Below are 19,557 nucleotides of genomic sequence, written 5' to 3'. Positions count from 1 at the left end.
TCGAACCTGCAGCTCAGCTCCACGTTGACAGCAGATTGTCAGGCCGTAAACTCTTGGCTCATGGGGCTCCTCGGATCGACGGGGGCCTCAAACGCCGGGCAGCCGAAGGCCGGACTCCGAGGAGTCCGGCCGGCGAGGGTCCGGAGCTTCCAATAGGTGGGTCCGTTCGTCAGTAGAAAACAAGTCCCCTGCCGGATTCCGGTCCGGTCTCTTGGCCCGAAGGCGGGCGGACCTGCCTGAAGCACCGGTCTGGACAGTACCTGTCGCATATACTGGACTGCCGGCGTCGTTCCTGGTCGTGGACCGGCTTCGCTGTGGAATCTGCGCGGGCAGTAGACAGAATTGAAAGGCAGCTGAGTGCGGGTCGTCACGATCATTCCGACGTTTAATGAAATCGATTCGCTGCCGAGAACCATTGCCCGGCTCCGCGCCGCAGTCCCCGACTCCGATGTGCTCGTCGTGGATGACAATTCCCCCGACGGGACGGGGCAGCTCGCGGACTCCCTGGCGGCCCGGGACAGGGCCATCCATGTCCTCCACCGCCAGGGCAAGGAAGGCTTAGGCGCCGCCTACATCGCCGGGTTCAAGTGGGGCCTTGAGGCCGGCTACGACGTGCTCGTGGAGATGGACGCCGACGGCTCCCACCAGCCCGAGGAACTGCAGCGCCTGCTCAGCGCCTTGGACAACGGTGCCGATATGGCCAAGGGGTCCCGCTGGATCCGCGGCGGCAAGGTCGTGAACTGGCCGCTGCACCGCAAGCTGCTCTCCCTGGGCGGCAGCCTCTACTCCCGAATCCTGCTCGGTGTTGGTATTAAAGACATCACGGGCGGCTACAACGCCTTCAAGTCGGCGACACTGCGCAGGATCGACCTGGACTCCGTGGAATCCGTCGGTTACTGCTTCCAAATAGACCTCACGTGGAAGACCCTTAAGGCTGGCCTGACGGTCCGCGAAGTACCGATCACTTTCGTGGAACGGGAGTTCGGCGACTCCAAAATGAGCGGCAATATTGTGCTGGAGTCCATCCTGCTGGTGACGAAATGGGGCCTGCGGTCGCGGTGGAAGGCCCTCCGCGGCGGAAACACCTCGACCCGGGCCTGAAGCGGTACCGCTAGCGCGATAGCACGAAGGAGGGCGCCGGCCATATCGGCCAGCGCCCTCCTTCGTGTTTTAGCATCCTAAGCGGAACGGCGTTCTCCACGACGCTCGCGCAGCTTGTTCAAACGGTCTTCGAGGATCTGTTCCAGTTCCTCAATGGAACGGCGTTCGAGGAGCATGTCCCAGTGCGTGCGCACCGGCTTCTCATTGCTCTCATCGGGCTTTTCGCCGTTGACGAGCACGGCTTCCTTGCCCGTCTTCGACACCCAGGTAGAGGGGATCTCAGCCTCGGCAGCGAAAGTCACGAAAACCTGCTCGCCATCCTCACAGCGGTACTCGACCCGCTGGCGCGGCGCCGGTTCGACACCGGCTTCCGTTTCCATGCTCTGCGCTCCAAGGCGCATGCCCCGCAGGCTACGATCGCTCATGGTTTCTCCCTCTTGTCTTGTGTGGGGACGGCGCGCTGAACCGTCCCGTGACCCGCACATTGTTCAACGCGTGCAGAACCAGAACTGTTCCCGGTTCCGGGCATGCGGGCATCAGCGTCCCGGCAAATAACCAATAGTAGTCCACCATCGGCCCGAAGGTAAAGGCGGGGGCCACGATCCTAGGTCGGCTGCTGAGTCCGCACCGCCTGGTCCTGGCCCGGAGCCGACGAAGCGGCTGCCTCCGGTTCTGGCCCCTCCGCGGCCTGTTGTTCCGTTCGGCCCAGCACATCGCCGATGCCTTTGAGCGCTTCACCGACTTCACTCGGTATGATCCAAAGCTTGTTCGAGCTGCCTTCGGCGAGCTTGGGGAGGGTCTGCAGGTACTGGTAGGCCAGCAGCCGCTGGGTGGGATTGCCCTTGTGGATCGCGTCGAAGACCTTCTGGATGGCCTGTGATTCGCCGTCTGCGCGGAGAATGGCTGCCTTGGCGTCGCCCTCGGCAGCCAGGATGGCGGCCTGCCGCTGGCCCTCGGCGGTGAGGATCTGGGACTGCTTGGTTCCTTCGGCTGTCAGGATCGCTGCCCGCCGGTCGCGTTCGGCCCGCATCTGCTTTTCCATCGAATCCTGGATGGACATCGGCGGATCAATCGCCTTGAGTTCGACACGGGACACGCGGATGCCCCATCGCCCGGTGGCTTCATCCAGCACTCCGCGCAGTTGGCCGTTGATCTGGTCGCGCGAGGTCAGGGCTTCTTCCAGGTTCAGGCCACCCACCACGTTGCGCAGGGTCGTCGTCGTTAATTGCTCTACTGCCTGGATGTAGTTGGCGATCTCGTAGGTCGCGGCACGGGGATCGGTGACCTGGAAGTAGACCACTGTGTCGATGGACACCACGAGATTGTCTTCCGTGATGACCGGCTGGGGCGGAAATGACACGACCTGTTCGCGCAGATCAAGCAGGGGCAGCAGGCGGTCGACGAACGGGATCAGGATAGTGAGTCCCGGGTTCAGAGTCCGCTGGTACTTGCCGAGGCGCTCAACCACCCCGGCGCGGGCCTGCGGGATGATCCTGATCGACCGCGCCAGGACTATCACCACAAAGACGATCAGTACCAGCAGAACGATCCAAAGGCCGGTATCGGTGTCCATTGTTCCCCCTTCTTTGTGCGGTGCTTCCTACTGTGCTGGATAAGGTCCCGGACTGGCCGTGGGATAGACGACGGCGGTGGCACCGTCAATGCGTTCAACAGCAACACGAGCGCCGGCGGGGATAGCGGAGCCGTCACTCGAGCGCGCCGTCCAGGTATCGCCGCCGATCTTCACCATGCCGGTGTGGTCCGTGACGGTTTCCAGCGCGAGCGCCTGCTCGCCGATCAGCCGCTCGATGTTCGTCGCCTGTTCCCGCGGTCCGCGGCGCAAATGCCGCAGGGCCACGGGGCGGACGAAGAGGACCATCAACAGGGCAACCACGCAGAAGACGACGACCTGCAGCCAGAACGGCCAGCCCAGCAATGCAGTGAACAGCGCAACCAGCGCCCCGGAGGACATCATGATGAAGAGCAGGTCCAGGGTCATTATTTCGACGATGGCCAGGATCAGGAAGAGCGCAAGCCAAAGGACCCAACTGTTGGTAACGAGCCATTCGAGCACAGCTACCTCCTGAGGTAGTGCGGAGCCGCCGCCGGCACCGCAAAATGTAACCGACACCACAATCATGCAGGATTATCAGCGCCTGTGCTTGGTTGAACCGGCGGTTAGGACTTCGCGGACCAAACCGTTGCCGAGTTGTGACTCCGCTTCCGGCTGTCCGTCCCGCCCGATGCCTCTGCTAGCTCAGTGGCTTGCGAAAAATGCTCACGGTGAACCGTGCTTCGACGGCGGTCGGCGGCCCGTCCGGCCCCTTCAAGCCCGCGGCATCCACGTGGTGCGCGTTCGGCCCCATCATCACCAGGTTGTGCACGTCCTCCGCGCCCAGCTGGAGCGGAACCACGAGCTCTTCAACGTCTTCCAGGTGGAGCATTCCGCGGAACGCCGCGGCGAGCCGATCAGACTTGTCCTCGTCGATCGCCAGCAGCGGCATGAGCTGCCTCAAGGCGTCCATATGCCCCGGCGCAGGAGTAACGACCAGCAGGTGCCCGCCGGGTTTGAGGACTCTGGCGTACTCAGCGGCATTGCGGGGAGCGAAAATGTTCAGCATCAGGTCGGCCGCCCTGTCGGCAAGGGGAAGCGGACGCCACAGATCCCACACCAGGCACAGGGCTTGCGGACAGCCGCGGGCCGCACGCCGCAGTGCGTACTTCGACAGGTCCAGCGCCACGGCACGCGCCGACGGAACCTCGTGCAGGACCGCTGCCAGATAGTGGCCGGTGCCTGCGCCGGCGTCAACCACGACAGGATCGGCGACATCCGCCAGCAGACGTCCCGCAGTTTGGGCAACCGACTCCACCAGCGGCAGGTAGTGCCCGCCCTCCAGGAACTCCACTCTGGCGGCGACCATCTCCGCCGTATCCGGCGTGAAGGATGTGCCCCGTCCGGTCAGCAGGTTGATGTAGCCCTGCTTGGCGCCGTCGAACGAATGTCCTGCTGCACAGCGGAGCCCGCCGGTCACCGAGCCGGCCCGTGGAGCGATCCCGGCAGCGCAGACTGGGCAGCGGAGCAGACCGGCAGCATCGAGCGGATGGGGGAGCGGTGCCATGGATTAGATCCTAGCCGCCGGCACCGGCGGGACCTCAGAAGCCCAGTCCGGACCGGGCCTCCTCGATGTCCGGCTGGGCCCAACGTCGGGAGTATTCCTCGTTGCTGCACAGCGAACGGGTCAGCGCCTTGTCGATATAGATGGTCCCGTCCAGGTGGTCGGTCTCATGCTGTGCGATCCGTGCCTGCCAGCCACTCAGCCGGCGGACAACCGGCGTTCCGTCCGCACAGTGGTAGCTCAATTCGATCTGCCGGGGACGTTCCACCACAGCCTGGTAGCCCGTGAACGAGAGGCATCCCTCATAAAAGGCCGCCGTTTCGCCGCCGATCGGCCGGTAGTTCGGATTGATCACGGCCAGCAGATCCAAAGGCAGCCGCTCCCGGGTCTGCGCCACGTCCGCCGCGACCTCATACCGGTCCTCCAGCACAGCGATGCGGAGCGGAATTGCCAACTGCGGAGCGGCCAGGCCCACACCAGGAGCGGCATGCATCACGTGGCGCATCAGCACCAGCAAAGCGTGGAGGACCGCGTCGTCGATCTGCCCGTCGTACGGAACGGCCGCCCGCCGCAGGACGGGATGGCCCAACTGGACTATTCCTGGAGCGGGATCCGCCAGGACAGCTTCCACCGCGGCGCGAATGGACGACGGCGAGGGATCACTCATGTGCGCTAAACCCGCCTTTCGAAGGTGCTGGGATAGTGTTCGACTCCATCTTGCCCGACCCGCGGCGCCGCAGCGGCTGCTTCCTGCCGGCATTCCCGGCGGTGGTGGCGGACCAGGACCTGCTGCTCATCCTGTGCCACCACTTCGACCGTGGTGGACCCTGCCTTAGCCTGGTCCACGGTGATCGCGACCTCGGCATCCCCGGGTTCCCCGGCGCTGCACCGGACCTCCGGCAGCGCCGCTGCCACGCTCAGTTCGTTTCCCGGTGCAACCCGAAACCCGCCGGAACGTTCCGGCACCCAGTCCGCTCCGCCGTCGTAACCGTTGGCATACAGCGTCACGGCCAGCAGGAGCACCGGCGAGTCCGAATCGTTGCGGACGGTGACCAGGACCGCTCCAGCCGCGCCCTCGCCGTCGGCCGCTGCGATCGCCGCACTAAGTCCATGTTCAGGCACACCGGCCGCGGATCCCGGGGGAGAGGCAGGTCCGTTTGGCGCGCTTCCGGTGGGACTGCAGGAGGCAACCAGCAGGGCGGTCAGCATGCTCACCACCGCTGGAATCTGCGGCGTTCGTCGCCCCGCGCCGGCTTGGGCCATGGGCACATGGTATGCCATGACGGTCCCGGGACGGAGCAAACGGATCAGGAATCAAGAAGCACGCGCCCGGCGGCCGGGCCTAGACTGACTGGCATGAACGTAGCGGCCATCGGCCGTGAAAGGCGCACGGAAGCTGGTTAAATCAGGACCGGGTGCGCCGGCGGAGATGCCGTGCCTACCACGAGTGACAGATGGAGACAGGATGAGCATGACCACGAGGACGGACAGCGAGCCGGCAGCCCTGCATCATGCCGACAGCCATGACCTGATCCGGGTCCAGGGCGCGCGCGAGAACAACCTCAAGGACGTCAACGTCGAGCTCCCAAAGCGCCGGCTGACGGTGTTCACCGGTGTCTCCGGCTCCGGCAAGAGTTCCCTTGTCTTCGGCACGATCGCGGCGGAATCGCAGCGGATGATCAACGAAACCTACAGCGCCTTCGTTCAGGGGTTCATGCCCGCGCTCGCGCGGCCGGAAGTCGACCGGCTCGAGGGCCTGACCACTGCGATCATTGTCGACCAGGAGAGGATGGGCGCCAACCCCCGCTCGACCGTCGGCACCGCGACCGATGCCAACGCGATGCTGCGCATTCTGTTCAGCCGGCTGGGGGAGCCGCACATCGGGTCGCCCAACGCGTATTCGTTCAATGTGCCCACGGTGAAAGCCAGCGGCGCGATCACGGTCGAGCGCGGCAACAAAACCAAGGCGGAGAAGGCGACGTTCAACCGCCTCGGTGGCATGTGCCCCCGCTGTGAAGGCATGGGGTCGGTCAGTGATTTCGACCTGACGGCGCTGTACGACGACACCAAATCCCTCGCCGAAGGCGCCCTGACGGTTCCCGGCTACAGCATGGACGGCTGGTACGGCAGGATCTTCAGCGGGGCAGGACTGCCGATGGACAAGCCCATTGCGAAGTTCAGCAAGAAAGAGCTGCACAAGCTGCTCTACAGCGACCCGGAAAAGATCAAGGTCGAGGGCGTCAACCTGACCTATGAGGGCCTGATCCCCAAGATCCAGAAATCGATGCTCTCGAAGGACCGCGAGGCGATGCAGCCGCACGTCCGGGCGTTCGTCGACCGCGCGATCACCTTCACCACCTGCCCCGACTGCGGCGGCACCCGCCTCGCCCAGGAGGCGCTGTCGTCGAAGATCCGCGGTAAGAACATCGCGGATGTCTGTTCCATGCAGATCAGCGATCTGGCCGGCTGGATCCGGGAACTTGATGAACCGTCGGTGGCCCCGCTGCTGGCCGGGCTGCAGGACCTCCTCGACTCGTTCACGGAAATCGGGCTGGGGTACCTCTCGCTCGACCGGCCGGCGGGCACCCTGTCCGGTGGCGAGGCGCAGCGCACCAAGATGATCCGCCATCTGGGGTCGTCACTGACCGACGTCACCTACGTTTTTGACGAGCCCACGATCGGCCTGCATCCCCACGACATCGAGCGGATGAACAACCTCCTGCTGCAGTTGCGCGACAAGGGCAACACCGTCCTCGTGGTCGAGCACAAACCGGAGGCCATCGCGATCGCAGACCACGTTGTCGACCTCGGTCCGCGTGCCGGCAGCGAGGGCGGGGAAGTCGTCTTCGAAGGAACCGTGGACGGGCTGCGCGTCAGCGACACGCTGACCGGCAGGCACCTCGACGACCGCGCCGCCCTGAAGCCCTCCGTACGCACGCCGTCCGGCGCTTTGGAGGTACGCGGCGCCAGCGCCAACAACCTGCAGAACGTCGACGCAGACATTCCGCTTGGAGTCCTGAGCGTCATCACCGGCGTGGCAGGCTCGGGCAAGAGCTCACTGATCCACGGGTCCGTCGCCGGCCGCGACGGCGTGGTGGTGGTCGATCAAAGCGCCATCCGCGGCTCGCGACGCAGCAATCCGGCGACCTACACCGGGCTGCTCGACCCCATCCGCAAGGCCTTTGCGAAAGCCAACGGCGTGAAGCCCGCGCTCTTCAGCTCCAACTCCGAGGGCGCCTGCCCGACCTGCAACGGCGCCGGCGTCATCTACACGGACCTGGGCGTCATGGCCACCGTCGAATCGACCTGCGAGGATTGCGAAGGCAAGCGGTTCCAGGCGTCGGTCCTGGAGTACAGGCTGGGCGGCCGCAACATCGCCGAGGTGCTCGCGATGCCCGTCACCGAGGCCGAGGAATTCTTCAGCGCCGGCGAGGCACGCACGCCGGCAGCCCACAAGATCCTGGACCGGCTCGCCGACGTCGGACTCGGCTACCTCTCGCTTGGCCAGCCGCTGACCACCCTCTCCGGCGGCGAGCGGCAGCGGCTCAAGCTGGCCACCCAGATGGGCGAGAAGGGGGACATCTATATCCTCGACGAGCCGACCACCGGCCTCCACCTCGCCGACGTCGAGCAGCTTCTCGGGCTCCTCGACCGGCTGGTCGACGCAGGCAAATCCGTGATCGTCATCGAACACCATCAAGCAGTCATGGCGCATGCAGATTGGATCATCGACCTTGGTCCCGGGGCAGGGCACGACGGCGGCCGGATCGTCTTCGAGGGCACACCCGCCGCTCTCGTGGCCGCCCGCTCAACCCTGACCGGAAAGCACCTCGCGGCGTACGTAGGCGCATAATCCATGCCGGGGGAGTAGCGGTGCTGCGGGTTGTGGGCCGGTGATTAGCAGGCCCACAACCCACAGCCGATATCGCACTCCCGAGCGGTCGTTCGTACCCCGCAAAACGGACACGAGCCGACTGATGGAGCCGTACCGGCCAGATGCCGCCGAGCGGATGCCGACGTTTTTGTAATGGTTACCTACGTCTTCCGCTGCACGGGTTCCGAACATTAGTTATGTCAAGTAACAAGGGTGCCCAGGGAGCCAGCGCACATTTCAAGGACACCGCGAGCACCAGCCGGCGGAAGGAACTCCGCACACGTCGTTCCGGCGGGATCGGGACAGGAACGACGGCGGTCGCCACTTGTCCCATCAGAGGCACCTCAGCGGGCCAAGCCAGACTGGCCACCGGCCGGATGCCGGCGGCATCGCCTGAACCGATGGCGCCTGGCTGGTTTCCAAGTCAGTTCGCCAATCTGCTTGGCGTGCCATTCGCCTCTGCGCCGGCCCGGCTGCACCGCAGGCACGAGGCGCAACATCGGACTCGAGTGTCAGCTCGATAGCAAGCGATACGACGCCATATTCGCTGCGGTGTCCGTCAACCAACCGTCCGCTTCTGACCTCTCTTTAAATCGCCGATAACCTGCATTATGTCAAGTAATAGTCTGCGGGGCGCATTGGACGCGATTCCGCCCTCTGTTTGTCCTGTGTCAATTTAGCTGGCCACTTTCGCAATTTACCTGGCCACCTACGGGTTTTAGGGTCTGTCTCAGTTAATCTGGCCACCAGGCATGCTGCTCGCGTGCCGCACCCCGCGCCGTCAGGGTGCTCGTGCTGCAGTAGCTCCAAAACGATCGGTACGGCATGGCCAGATAAATTGAGACGGTTCCTTGCCGATCCCTCTCAATTGATCTGGCCTTTTCCCACGTCGAGGTGGCCAACTAAATTGAGAAAGGACACTGTTCGTCGCTTCTCCTGGTGTCTCATCTAAAGTTGCCCATTCTCATTACACCCGGACCATAAGCCGAATCTGGCTCACTACGGGCGATCCTGATTTGGACTGGTCACCCGGGTTCGTATACCGAAGGCATGCACATCCGTACACTGAGCTTCATGTCATGTCGTATCAGCGAACTGGTCCTCAACTGCGCCGACCCGGAACGGCTGGCACGGTTTTGGAGCGAGGTCCTCGGGTATGTTGAGCTCGATCGGGAGGACGGTGCAATAGAGATCGGCCCGCCTGACGCCGGGTTCGGCGACCTGCAGCCGACCATCATCCTGAGCCCCAGCAGCAATCCGCGCGTTGGAAGACTCCCCCTCCACATCGATGTGAACCCTGTCGATCGGGACCAGGACGCTGAGCTGGAGCGGCTGCTCTCGCTCGGCGCTCGGCCAGCGGACGTCGGGCAAGCCGGCGATGCGCAATGGCACGTCCTTGCCGACCCCGAGGGCAACGAGTTCTGCCTCCTCCGCAAGCAGCTTGAGCCCTGACTGGAGGTAGGCCGAACGACCGCGGCTGACGACGTCCACTCAATTAGCCACGCAGAGCCAAACACATGAAGGTGCTGTGCCGATCGACGACGTAGCCCGCAAACGGGCCGCATTCGACAAAATCATGCCGGCGGTAAAGCCTCCGGGCAGGCGCGAAGTACTCCTGCGTGCGGGTTTCGAGGTTGATCCGTTCATAGCCCCGGGTACACTCCCGGCCGGCGATGTGGCCTTCATATCCACCAGGTGCTCCCCGAGCAGCCCATAAACATCACTCCGGATAGGAGCCTCAGGTTCGATCAACATGGCCGTGTCCCCTCTTGCAGTCACCGCGCCAGAACCGCGATGCCGGCCGCCGCGGATGCCCACAGGACACTTGAAAACGTCCCGAGGATGAAACGCTCCGCTGCGCCTGCCTGCCCCAGTTCGTTATAACGCCCCAGGCCCTTGACCGCGAGGACCACGGCCAGGCCCTCGGGCCAGCCGGCAAGGAGTGTTGATGCGATGGCCGTGCGTTCCAGGACACCGATCCACGCGCCACCGCGAAGAACCGGCTCATCCTCCGCGTCGGTTGCGTTCTCAGGATGCGAGGCATTGTACGAGAGCCGCAGGATGGAGACGGTCACGGGACCGCCGCCGATGGCTGCAGCGGCCACAGCGAAGGCATAGACCCCGGCTCCGAGACCGCCTTCCCCCAGGCCTGCGAGCACTCCTGCAAACCCAAGCATGAGGACCGTGACTGCGCTGAGCGTGTACAGGACCCCGTTGCCGCTCCCCCGCATCCGCTCGAAATACATCGGCGCGGAAACCAAGGCCGCCAGGCACAGAATGATGAGCCCTGCCGAACTCAACGATCAGCTCCTTCCAACAACGACTCGGCTACTGACAGTACACGCCGGGATTCCTGCCACAGACCTGACTGCAAACGGCTGGAGACCGCCTGCTGGCTGATTCCCAACTGTCGCGCGATCTGCTGCTGGGTCAGCCCTTGGTCACTGAGTATGCCCGCTTCCTCCGACAATTCACTGCGCCTGCGGGCGACCAGCACCAGCAGTTGCAGCAGCGCCTCGGCCTGCCCTGCCTGCGGGCTTGCACCTGATACCGCAATATTTCCGGAAGCGTTCTTGGCTGACGTCACGGCGGAGCGTGCCCGCTCGAACGCCTCGCCGGCCCCCGCGCGGGTGTTATCCGGCAATGGACGCTTAACGCTGCCGATACCGATGCCCACGCTCCAGTGCGAACTGACGGCCAGCTCCATCGCTATGCTGACGACGACGGCTGGCTCAGCGGCCACGGCCTGCATTTCATCCCCCGCGGTCCGGTCGAAAGGCAGCACCAGTGGCCGCAGGGCGTCGTGATTCAAGGCATCCATCGCGGCCTCGACCAGATCCTCGCGTTTACGGGATTTTCGCTGGTCAACTGTCAGGACAAACATCACAAATCCCGAACCTTGTTCCCATATCTACAAGTATGTAACCTTGTGAACCTGTTTACAAGTGGACGGGAGTATGGCTGACCAGCCCGATGCTGTTTCCCTCGCTGTCACGGATGAACGCCATCCATTCGTCCGTCCCAGCCGGCCCGATCCGCTCATCCTCGTGCCGGAAGATGGCTGTCGGTTCCGCGATGATCTCCACGCCCTCGCGCCGGAGAGCCTCAATGGTGGCGTGCACATCAGGAACCGCCAAATAAATCAACGACGACGGAGCGCCCCGCTCGAGCAGAAGCCTAACGCCGCCCACCACGAAGAACAGCAGGCCGGGCGGATCGAACTTCGCCGCCGGTTCCTGGCCGAGGAGTCCGGCGTAAAACCGGCCGGCCCGCTCAAGATCCTCCGCATGCTGGGCCACCTGGATGATCCCCATCAGTCCCCCTGCATCGCCGCCCGGTTCTGTCGGCCCCCCACGATAGGCTGGAAACGTGAACCACTCCCCCGCCCGCTCCAGTACCCCAAGCATAGTCCTGGCCCTCGCTGCCGATGCTGCCGCCGTCGTGCTTTTTGCCGGCATCGGCAGGGACACCCATGAACACGGACTGGACCCGGCCGGTATCCTGCTGACTGCCTCCCCGTTCCTCGCCGGGACGCTGATCGGGTGGGCAGTGTCACGCGCCTGGCGGAAGCCGCTCGCCCTTTGGCCGACCGGCATCATTATCTGGGCGTGCGCGGTCGTTCTCGGCCTGGTCCTGCGCGGGGTCAGCGGCGGCGGACTCGCGTTCTCCTTCCAGATCGTCACCACGCTGGTGCTGGCCGCGTTCCTGCTCGGCTGGCGGTTGGCAGCACACTTGGTCATACGCATACGGAATCGGCGGCGGGTGGCATACCCTCGAAACTAGGAACTCTATCGGTGCAAGGAAAGGCAGCCAGCGTGGTTACAGCGTTCGTATTCATCCAGACGGACTCGTCCCGGATTCCCGAGTGCGCCCAGGAAATCTCGGAGATCGACGGCATCGCCGAAGTCTACTCGGTGACTGGCGAATGGGACCTGATCGCGGTGGCCCGCGTGTCCAAGCATGAGGATCTGGCCGATGCCATCGCGGACAAGCTCTCCAAGGTCCCCGGCGTGGAAGCGACGACGACGCATATCGCCTTCCGCACTTACTCGAAGCACGATCTGGATGCGGCTTTCTCGCTGGGCTTCGACGGCTGAGCAGGACGGACACGAAGGGGCCGGACGGAGTGCACCGTCCGGCCCCTTCGCATTGTCTGGCTACTGCGTAGCCTTGACCCAGCGGTCCAGCGCGGCGGCTGCGGCGCCGCTGTCAATGGCTTCAGCGGCCCGCACAAGAGCCTTGGAAAGCCGTTCCTGCAGCGGGCCCTCAGCAGAATCGTCCAAGGCAACCAGGGCGGCAGCGGCATTAAGTACGACGGCGTCACGCACGGGTCCGTGGTCACCGGCCAGGATGCGCCGGACTACTTCGGCATTGGCCTGCGCATCGCCGCCGCGCAGGTCATCCAGTGTTGCCCGCGGAATTCCGAGGTCCAGTGGATCGATCACGGATTCGGTCAGGCTGCCGTCGCGCACCTCCCAAACAGTGGAAGTTCCCGTGGTGGTCAGCTCATCCAGCCCATCCTCGCCCCGGAACACCAGAGCACGCCGGCCACGGGTGGCAAGGACGCCGGCGATCAGCGGCGCCAGCCGGGGATCGGCCACGCCGATTGCGGACGCGGTGGGATCGGCCGGATTGATCATCGGGCCCATGAAGTTAAAGGCCGTTGCCACGCCGAGCTCTGCCCGGACAGCGCCGGCGAAGCGCATTGAAGGGTGGAACACCTGCGCGAAGCAGAAGGTGATGCCGGCATCGACGGCGGTCTGGGCCACCCGGTCGACGGGCAGGTCCAAGCGGACGCCGAGGGCCTCGATGACATCGGCGGATCCGGAGGACGAGGACGCCGCCCGGTTGCCGTGCTTGACGATGCGCGCACCTGCACCCGCGCACACGAGCGCAGCCATCGACGAAATGTTGACCGTGTTCTGCCGGTCTCCCCCCGTTCCGACAATGTCGAGCTTCTCGCCGGGGATATCGATCGGACGGGCATGGGCGACCATAGCGTCGACCAGACCGGTCAGTTCCTCCACGGTTTCACCCTTGGCGCGCAGGGCAACCAGGAAACCCGCGATCTGCGAATCTGCTGCCTCGCCCGCCATGATCGTCTTCATCGCCCATTCAGTCTGCTCCCGGCCGAGGTCCTCGCCGGCGATCAACGCGGAGAGTATTGCGGGCCAGGTGGGCACGGACTGAGCACTGCTGATAGAAGTCACATCCTTAGGTTATCTACGTTTTGTAGAAACCCGTGGATTGTTAACGCGCACGGCTTTCCGCGGAAACACGCGGAACCCGAACGATCACGGCTCGCCGATGGTTCCGCTGCATTGGTGAACCGCGCGGTTTTATAGACATAATGGCTAAGTGACAACTGCAACCCATGCCCCCAGTACCCCGGCGCATCCCACGCTCAACCGCCCGAATATGGTCTCCGTTGGAACCGTTGTGTGGCTGGCCAGCGAGCTGATGTTCTTCGCCGGTCTTTTCGCTATGTACTTCACGCTGCGCGCGACCTCCCCCGAAATGTGGGCGACCGAGACAGCGAAGCTGAATGTTCCGTTTGCGCTGGCCAACACCATCATCCTGGTGTCCAGCTCATTCACCTGCCAGTTCGGCGTGTTCGCTGCCGAGCGCCTCCAGGCCCGCCGCACCGGCGGCGTCTTCAACATCGCCAAGTGGGGCATGGTGGAATGGTTCCTCCTGACCTTCCTGCTCGGCGCCATCTTCGTGTCCGTGCAGGCTTATGAGTACGCCGAGCTCGTTTCCCATGGCGTTTCGCTGTCCTCCAACGCCTACGGCTCCGCCTTCTACATCACCACCGGCTTCCACGGCCTGCACGTCACCGGTGGCCTCATCGCCTTCCTGCTGATCATCGGGCGCGCTTACGTCGCCAAGAAGTTCGGCCACTTCGAAGCGACTTCAGCGATCGTGACTTCCTACTACTGGCACTTCGTGGATGTGGTCTGGATCGCGCTGTTCGTAGTTATTTACTTCCTGAAGTAAGCCTAACTTGACTGTTCTTCTACAGAGGACAGAATTCAAGAAGCTGATCCGACACACGCACCATAAAGTTAGGAACGACCAAGTGAAGGCACTCTCGCAGAAGCGGAGACATCCGCTGGCGGCCATTGCCCTGCTGCTTATGGGACTGCTGGTCACCGGCGGCCTCTACGCCGTAGCCGGGACCGTGAACGAAGCCCAAGCCACGACCACCACCTATTCCGCACAGGACATCGAAGAGGGCGAGAAGCTCTTCGTTGCCAACTGTGCAACTTGTCACGGAATCGGTGCCGTCGGAGCTCCCGAAGGCGCGCACGGACTCCAGGCAGGACCTTCACTGATTGGCGTCGGCGCCGCTGCCGTCGATTTCCAGGTCGGAACCGGCCGCATGCCGATGCAGATGACCGGCCCGCAGGCCCAGCAGAAGCCGAAGCAGTTCACTGAAGAACAGACCATGCAGCTGGCCGCCTACGTAGCTTCCCTCGGTGCCGGCCCCGCCGTTCCCGAAGAGGAATTCCTCGATGCCAGCCAGGGCAATCCGGCAGAGGGCGGCGAGCTGTTCCGCGTCAACTGCGCCATGTGCCACAACGCCGCCGCCGCCGGTGGTGCGCTGACCCGCGGCAAGTTCGCCCCCACGCTCTCGGGCGTCAGCGAAAAGCACATCTACGAGGCCATGGTTACGGGCCCGCAGAACATGCCGGTCTTCAGCGATGCCAACATCACCCCGGAAGGCAAGCGCGACATCATCGCCTTCCTCAAGACCATCGAAGCGCAGGGGTCCCCCGGAGGCCTCGCCCTCGGTTCCCTGGGTCCGGTGTCCGAAGGCCTGCTGATGTGGACTGCGGGACTGGGCGTGGTGATTGCATTCACCATCTGGTTAACCCAGCGGTCTTCATAGTCACCTGGTCCGGCGGCTTGCGGGCCGCCGGACAACTATTGACAACACACGCACAGAGAAATCTTTAGAGCTAGATCAAGAGAAGGATGAGAGGGATCATGGGCGACCATAGTCACGGCGGTCCGAAATCCTCGGGCACCGTTGCTACGGCTGGCCAGGGCGAAGTGGAGAAGTTTCAGGACCCTGGGCTTCCTCCGCACCGTCCGCGCCTTGCCGACAAGGATCCCCGGGCCGAAAAGCGGGCCGAACGTCAGGTTGCGATACTGTTCGTAATCTCGATCATCGGTACCCTGCTTTTCTTCGTGGGATACTTTGCCATCCGGTTGGATGACACCATCGCAACGCTGCGTCTGCAGAACTTTTTGCTGGGCATGGGCACGTGCTTTGCCATGCTCGGAATCGGCGTAGGCATTGTCCACTGGGCAAAGACCCTGATGCCCGACCACGAAATTGCCGAGGAACGGCACGAAGTGCGGACCGAAGAGGACCGCCAGATCGCCGAGACGATGGTCGGTGAGATCATCGAGGAAACGGGCATCAAGCGCCGTCCGCTGATTCGCAATACCCTCCTGGGCGCGATGATCCTGGCACCGCTGCCGGCGATCGGCATCTTCCGCGACCTGTCGAAGGAAATCGATCCCGACGTCCTGCGCCACACAATGTGGGATGCCGGTGTGCGTCTCACCCGTGATCCGGACGGCACTCCCATCCGCGCCTCCGATGTCACCATCGGCTCGGCCTTCCACGTGATCCCCGAAGGCCTCAACGAAGCCGAGCACAAGCTTGAAGAGAAGGCCAAGGCCGTCGTCCTGCTGATGCGGCTGCACCCGGACGATCTGAATGTCTCGCCGGGACGCGAGGACTGGAACTACAACGGCATCGTCGCCTACTCCAAGATCTGCACCCACGTCGGTTGCCCTGTTGCGCTGTACGAGCAGCAGACGCACCACTTGTTGTGCCCCTGCCACCAGTCGACCTTCGACCTGACCCAGGAATGCAAGGTTATCTTCGGACCGGCTGCACACGCTCTGCCGCAGCTTCCGATCAGCGTTGATGACGAGGGCTACCTCATCGCCACAAGCGATTTCCACGAACCTGTTGGACCGAGCTACTGGGAGCGTGGCTAGTCATGAGTTCCTCTGCACCCGATACGTACACACCCAAGACAGGCTTGGGCCGTATCTCCAACTTCGTTGACACCAGAGTCGGTGTCTCCCCGATCGTGAAGGAATTCGGGCGGAAGATCTTCCCCGACCACTGGTCCTTCATGTTCGGTGAAGTCGCGCTGTATTCCTTCGTGATCCTGCTGATGTCGGGAACCTTCCTGACGTTCTTCTTCGACCCGTCGATGGCGGAGACGCACTACGAGGGTTCCTACGTTCCCCTCCAGGGCGTCGAGATGTCGGTCGCGTACGCGTCCACACTGGATATTTCGTTTGATATCCGTGGCGGGCTGTTCATGCGCCAGCTGCACCACTGGGCTGCTCTGCTGTTCGTGGCGTCGGTTTCGGTGCACATGCTCCGTGTATTCTTCACCGGCGCCTTCCGCCGGCCGCGCGAACTGAACTGGGTTGTCGGCTGTGTTCTGCTGATCCTCGCCCTGGCTGCCGGTTTCACCGGCTACTCGCTGCCTGATGACCTGCTTTCCGGCAACGGTCTGCGCATTATCGACGGCGTTATCAAGGCAATCCCGCTGGTCGGCACCTACATTTCCATGTTCCTCTTCGGCGGCGAGTTCCCTGGCACAGCCATCGTCGGCCGGCTCTACGTGCTCCACATCCTCCTGGTGCCCGCCATCATCCTCCTGATGATCGCGATCCACCTGTTCATGGTTGTCGTGCACAAGCACACGCAGTACCCCGGCCCGGCCGTACCGAAAACAACGTCGTCGGCTTCCCCGTCGGTCCCGTTTACGCGGCGAAGGCAGGCGGCTTCTTCTTCATCGTCTTCGGCGTCCTGGCTGCCATCGCTGCCAACTTCCAGATCCTTCCGATCTGGGATTACGGCCCCTACGACCCCTCCCCCGTGTCCGCAGGTACCCAGCCTGACTGGTACATCGGCTGGGTCGATGGCGCGCTCCGCCTGATGCCGGGCGTCCTGGGAGACTTTGCCTTCGAGTACGTGATCTTCGGCCGCACGCTCACCCTGAACGTGCTGCTGCCCGCGCTCGTCCCCGCAGGCATTCTGTTCGGCCTGATGTTCACGTGGCCCTGGATCGAACGCTGGGTCACCAAGGACGACCGCGAACACCACATCCTGGACCGCCCGCGTAACGCTCCGTTCCGGACGGCTACCGGCGTTGCCGGTGTGATCTGGTATGCCGTGATGTGGGCAGCTGCCAGCTCCGACCTGATCGCCACGCACTTCATGGTTTCGCTGAATGACGTCACCTACTGGCTGCGCGTGCTGTTCATCTTCGGTCCGATCGTCGGCTTCATGGTGACCCGCCGGATTTGCCTTGCGCTGCAGCGCAAGGACCGCGAGATCGTCCTCCATGGCCGCGAAACAGGACGCATCGTCCGCCTGCCGCATGGTGAGTTCATCGAAGTTCATGAGCCGCTCAACGATTACAAGCTGCACCGCCTGGTGAGCTTCGAATCACCGGAGGTCCAGCCAGCCGTAGCTAACGCCAACGGCCGCGTCACCCGCTCGGAGAAGCTCCGCGGACGGCTGTCCCGGTTCTTCTTCGAAGACCGCGTTGCTCCGGTAACTCCGGCAGAACTCGAAGCTGCACACAGCCACGGCCACGCCGAGGTTGAGGAAGCCGAGACGAAGGCTGGGATCGCCAGCCACTAGGGGCGCCTGAGGAATCTGAAGGCCGGCTACAGGACCAAGGTCCTGTAGCCGGCCTTCAGCGTTAACCGGTGGTGCGGACATTCCCCTCGGCTGACAGTGGGGTTGAGGCGCCGTCCCGCCGAACTCCGGCCTAAGGGCCCAGCGGCTTCGATCCCGACGATCGGTTGGTTCCGCTCTCAGGCACGTGCGACTCGAGCCGCCGGTAGTCGGGAACAACGACCAGTCCACTCTCGTGCTCTATGCGTCTCGCATGCGGGTTGGCACCGGCACATCGGCTCCCGACGACGCCCGTCCCCTCGTAGCTCGGGGCTGGCGCACAGTCATCGGCCTCTATAGGCCCTTGGAGGGCTGCAAGGGCGCTCTCCGACGATTAAAACCGCTTGACGTTGTAGGCACGCGGCGACCGTGCACCCGGCCTTTGGAGCGGCACCCAGAGCTTGTACCGGTCGGCCCGGTAGTACGAAATCGAAAAGTCCACCATCGTCTTCGACACGAAGGCATGGCGTTGGATCTTGAGCAGTGGCGAACCGATGTCGACGTTCAATAGCCGGGCAATTGATGGCCGCGCAGCCGTAGCTTCGATCGTGTCCTCGCCCCACTCCATCACCAGGCCGTAACGTTCGCTGAGGACGTTGTACAAGGACGACGGCGGCGGCTCGTCGAGGATTCCCGGGACCCGGTAGGCGGGAATGAAGTTCTCGTCCACGCTCATGGGGTCGCCGTCGGCCAGCAGCAGGCGCCGGAAGCGGATGACCGGCTGTCCCTCTTCGAGCTGGAGTTCGCGCGCGACGAAGGGCGCTGCCCCGATCTGTTCGAAGCTCAGGACCCGGGCGTCGGGAACCATCCCCCGACGCTGCATCTCCTCACTGTAGGAGGTCAGCTTGACCTGCAGGTCGAGCTTTTGCTGGCTCACGAACGTACCCAGGCCAACTATGCGCTCCAGCACTTCTTCAGCCACCAAAGAGTCGATAGCCTGGCGCACCGTCATCCGCGCCAGGCCAAAGCGCTCAGTCAGTTCCCTCTCAGAGGGGAACGGCCCCCCTGGTTCGCAGTTCTCCTTCGCATGGCGCCGCAGAATCTCCCTTAGTTGCACGTGCTTGGCAAGCGGTGAGGAACCGTCGATCTCACCTTGTATCGCGGCGGCGGCTCTCGACACCAATTCAAATGCTCCTTTGGGCGACAACGGATGCGGCAATTCTACAGCCGGTCTAGACCACAGATCGAACAGCACTGTGCCGTCCATCGTGCTTGTCGAGGCAGGCCCCTCACCGGTCAATCTTCGCGGCCGGATGGGCGGCGGCTGATTGCGGTCACCAACGCGAGAGCAAAGAAAAGCCCGGAGCCGAATGCTCCGGGCTTTTCTTTGCTTATTCAATTAGTGCGCGTGGTCTCCGCGACTGTACTCATACACCCAGCCGATGATGGCTACGACCGTCAAACCGGCCGCAATGTAGGTGATCCAGAAACCAACTGCGATGCCGAGGAAGCCGCCGGCGGCACCCATGGCCAGGACGATCGGCCACCAGCTCCAGGGGCTGAAATGGCCCTGCTCGCCTGCGCCTTCATGGATTTCGGCGTCCAGCCGGTCCTCGGGACGTGCGCCTACACGCTTGGCCGTGGTGGCCAGGTACCAGCCGACCATCAGCGAGAGCCCGGCCAGCAGGAGCAGACCGACAATGCCGACCCACTCGTTCCAGTTGGTCAGGTATCCGTAGACCACGCATACCGGCAGGAAGAAGATGACTCCCCCGGAGAACAACCAGGATTCGATTTTCATG

General features: G+C 63.6%; 20 protein-coding genes and 1 pseudogene. 9 read left to right on the top strand and 12 right to left on the bottom strand.

The features are described from left to right. Window positions 1-357: 357 nt before the first annotated feature. Complete coding sequence (locus D477_RS03520; RefSeq protein ID WP_005267362.1) at window positions 358-1,101, top strand: polyprenol monophosphomannose synthase; 744 nt, start codon at window positions 358-360, stop codon at window positions 1,099-1,101. Between the two features lie 77 nt (window positions 1,102-1,178). On the opposite strand, the gene D477_RS03515 is transcribed toward D477_RS03520, so the two are convergent. From D477_RS03515 to D477_RS03490, 6 genes are all read right to left on the bottom strand, one after another. After that, entirely contained in the window at window positions 1,179-1,526 is a 348-nt protein-coding gene (locus D477_RS03515) for an RNA polymerase-binding protein RbpA (protein ID WP_043845459.1), read from the bottom strand. Between the two features lie 179 nt (window positions 1,527-1,705). Then, window positions 1,706-2,674 carry an SPFH domain-containing protein gene (locus D477_RS03510; RefSeq protein WP_005267360.1) on the bottom strand — a complete coding sequence of 323 codons (969 nt, stop codon included), beginning with the start codon at window positions 2,672-2,674 and terminating at the stop codon, window positions 1,706-1,708. Between the two features lie 27 nt (window positions 2,675-2,701). Beyond that, window positions 2,702-3,175 (bottom strand): NfeD family protein, encoded by a 474-nt coding sequence (locus D477_RS03505; protein ID WP_005267359.1) that lies wholly within the window; start codon window positions 3,173-3,175, stop codon window positions 2,702-2,704. Window positions 3,176-3,353: 178 nt separating this feature from the next. After that, on the bottom strand, window positions 3,354-4,220 hold the full coding sequence (locus tag D477_RS03500) for a putative RNA methyltransferase (protein WP_005267358.1): 867 nt from the start codon (window positions 4,218-4,220) through the stop codon (window positions 3,354-3,356). A gap of 34 nt (window positions 4,221-4,254) precedes the next feature. Beyond that, window positions 4,255-4,884, bottom strand: coding sequence for a peptide deformylase (locus tag D477_RS03495; RefSeq protein ID WP_043845457.1), 630 nt, complete (start codon window positions 4,882-4,884; stop codon window positions 4,255-4,257). A gap of 5 nt (window positions 4,885-4,889) precedes the next feature. Beyond that, a complete protein-coding gene (locus D477_RS03490; protein WP_150109981.1) occupies window positions 4,890-5,339 on the bottom strand; it encodes a hypothetical protein in 450 nt (149 codons plus the stop codon). 343 nt (window positions 5,340-5,682) lie between these two features. On the opposite strand from D477_RS03490, the gene D477_RS03485 reads away from it, so the two are divergent. After that, on the top strand, window positions 5,683-8,070 hold the full coding sequence (locus tag D477_RS03485; RefSeq protein ID WP_005267354.1) for an ATP-binding cassette domain-containing protein: 2,388 nt from the start codon (window positions 5,683-5,685) through the stop codon (window positions 8,068-8,070). Window positions 8,071-9,165: 1,095 nt separating this feature from the next. After that, entirely contained in the window at window positions 9,166-9,543 is a 378-nt protein-coding gene (locus tag D477_RS21650) for a VOC family protein (RefSeq protein ID WP_005267353.1), read from the top strand. A 323-nt stretch (window positions 9,544-9,866) separates the two neighbouring features. On the opposite strand, the gene D477_RS03475 is transcribed toward D477_RS21650, so the two are convergent. Genes D477_RS03475 through D477_RS03465 form a run of 3 tightly spaced genes read right to left on the bottom strand, consistent with a single transcriptional unit; the run spans window position 9,867 to window position 11,405 of the window. Next, window positions 9,867-10,391 (bottom strand): hypothetical protein, encoded by a 525-nt coding sequence (locus D477_RS03475; RefSeq protein WP_005267352.1) that lies wholly within the window; start codon window positions 10,389-10,391, stop codon window positions 9,867-9,869. Continuing rightward, the gene (locus D477_RS03470; RefSeq protein WP_005267351.1) at window positions 10,388-10,975 is read right to left on the bottom strand and encodes a sigma factor-like helix-turn-helix DNA-binding protein; all 588 of its coding nucleotides are present in this window, start codon (window positions 10,973-10,975) and stop codon (window positions 10,388-10,390) included. The genes D477_RS03475 and D477_RS03470 overlap by 4 nt, the downstream gene beginning before the upstream one ends. Window positions 10,976-11,030: 55 nt before the next feature. Beyond that, window positions 11,031-11,405: a VOC family protein gene (locus tag D477_RS03465; RefSeq protein WP_005267350.1), complete on the bottom strand. Its 375-nt coding sequence runs from the start codon at window positions 11,403-11,405 to the stop codon at window positions 11,031-11,033. Between the two features lie 55 nt (window positions 11,406-11,460). On the opposite strand from D477_RS03465, the gene D477_RS03460 reads away from it, so the two are divergent. Continuing rightward, complete coding sequence (locus D477_RS03460; protein ID WP_005267349.1) at window positions 11,461-11,874, top strand: DUF3054 domain-containing protein; 414 nt, start codon at window positions 11,461-11,463, stop codon at window positions 11,872-11,874. A 32-nt stretch (window positions 11,875-11,906) separates the two neighbouring features. Further along, a complete protein-coding gene (locus tag D477_RS03455; RefSeq protein WP_005267346.1) occupies window positions 11,907-12,188 on the top strand; it encodes an Lrp/AsnC family transcriptional regulator in 282 nt (93 codons plus the stop codon). A 60-nt stretch (window positions 12,189-12,248) separates the two neighbouring features. On the opposite strand, the gene trpD is transcribed toward D477_RS03455, so the two are convergent. Then, the gene (gene trpD / locus D477_RS03450) at window positions 12,249-13,301 is read right to left on the bottom strand and encodes an anthranilate phosphoribosyltransferase (RefSeq protein ID WP_043845453.1); all 1,053 of its coding nucleotides are present in this window, start codon (window positions 13,299-13,301) and stop codon (window positions 12,249-12,251) included. Between the two features lie 148 nt (window positions 13,302-13,449). Here trpD and ctaE point away from each other — a divergent pair, with 148 nt between their 5' ends. The 4 genes and pseudogenes from ctaE (at window position 13,450) to qcrB (ending at window position 17,779) form a co-directional block, all read left to right on the top strand. Then, on the top strand, window positions 13,450-14,088 hold the full coding sequence (gene ctaE / locus D477_RS03445; RefSeq protein ID WP_081608458.1) for an aa3-type cytochrome oxidase subunit III: 639 nt from the start codon (window positions 13,450-13,452) through the stop codon (window positions 14,086-14,088). 82 nt (window positions 14,089-14,170) lie between these two features. Beyond that, a complete protein-coding gene (gene qcrC, locus D477_RS03440; RefSeq protein ID WP_005267340.1) occupies window positions 14,171-14,983 on the top strand; it encodes a cytochrome bc1 complex diheme cytochrome c subunit in 813 nt (270 codons plus the stop codon). 98 nt (window positions 14,984-15,081) lie between these two features. Further along, entirely contained in the window at window positions 15,082-16,110 is a 1,029-nt protein-coding gene (gene qcrA / locus D477_RS03435; protein WP_005267338.1) for a cytochrome bc1 complex Rieske iron-sulfur subunit, read from the top strand. A gap of 2 nt (window positions 16,111-16,112) precedes the next feature. Then, window positions 16,113-17,779, top strand: a pseudogene (gene qcrB / locus D477_RS03430) (cytochrome bc1 complex cytochrome b subunit). 370 nt (window positions 17,780-18,149) lie between these two features. Here qcrB and D477_RS03425 read toward each other — a convergent pair. Continuing rightward, a complete protein-coding gene (locus tag D477_RS03425) occupies window positions 18,150-18,938 on the bottom strand; it encodes a GntR family transcriptional regulator (protein WP_005267336.1) in 789 nt (262 codons plus the stop codon). 216 nt (window positions 18,939-19,154) lie between these two features. Then, window positions 19,155-19,556 (bottom strand): cytochrome c oxidase subunit 4, encoded by a 402-nt coding sequence (locus D477_RS03420; RefSeq protein WP_005267335.1) that lies wholly within the window; start codon window positions 19,554-19,556, stop codon window positions 19,155-19,157. Window position 19,557 lies beyond the last annotated feature (1 nt).

Source organism: Arthrobacter crystallopoietes BAB-32, from assembly GCF_000328305.2.
GTDB lineage: Bacteria > Actinomycetota > Actinomycetes > Actinomycetales > Micrococcaceae > Crystallibacter > Crystallibacter crystallopoietes_A.
The sequence above is the reverse complement of the archived record's forward strand: the minus strand, read 5'-3'. Positions and strand labels throughout refer to the sequence as shown.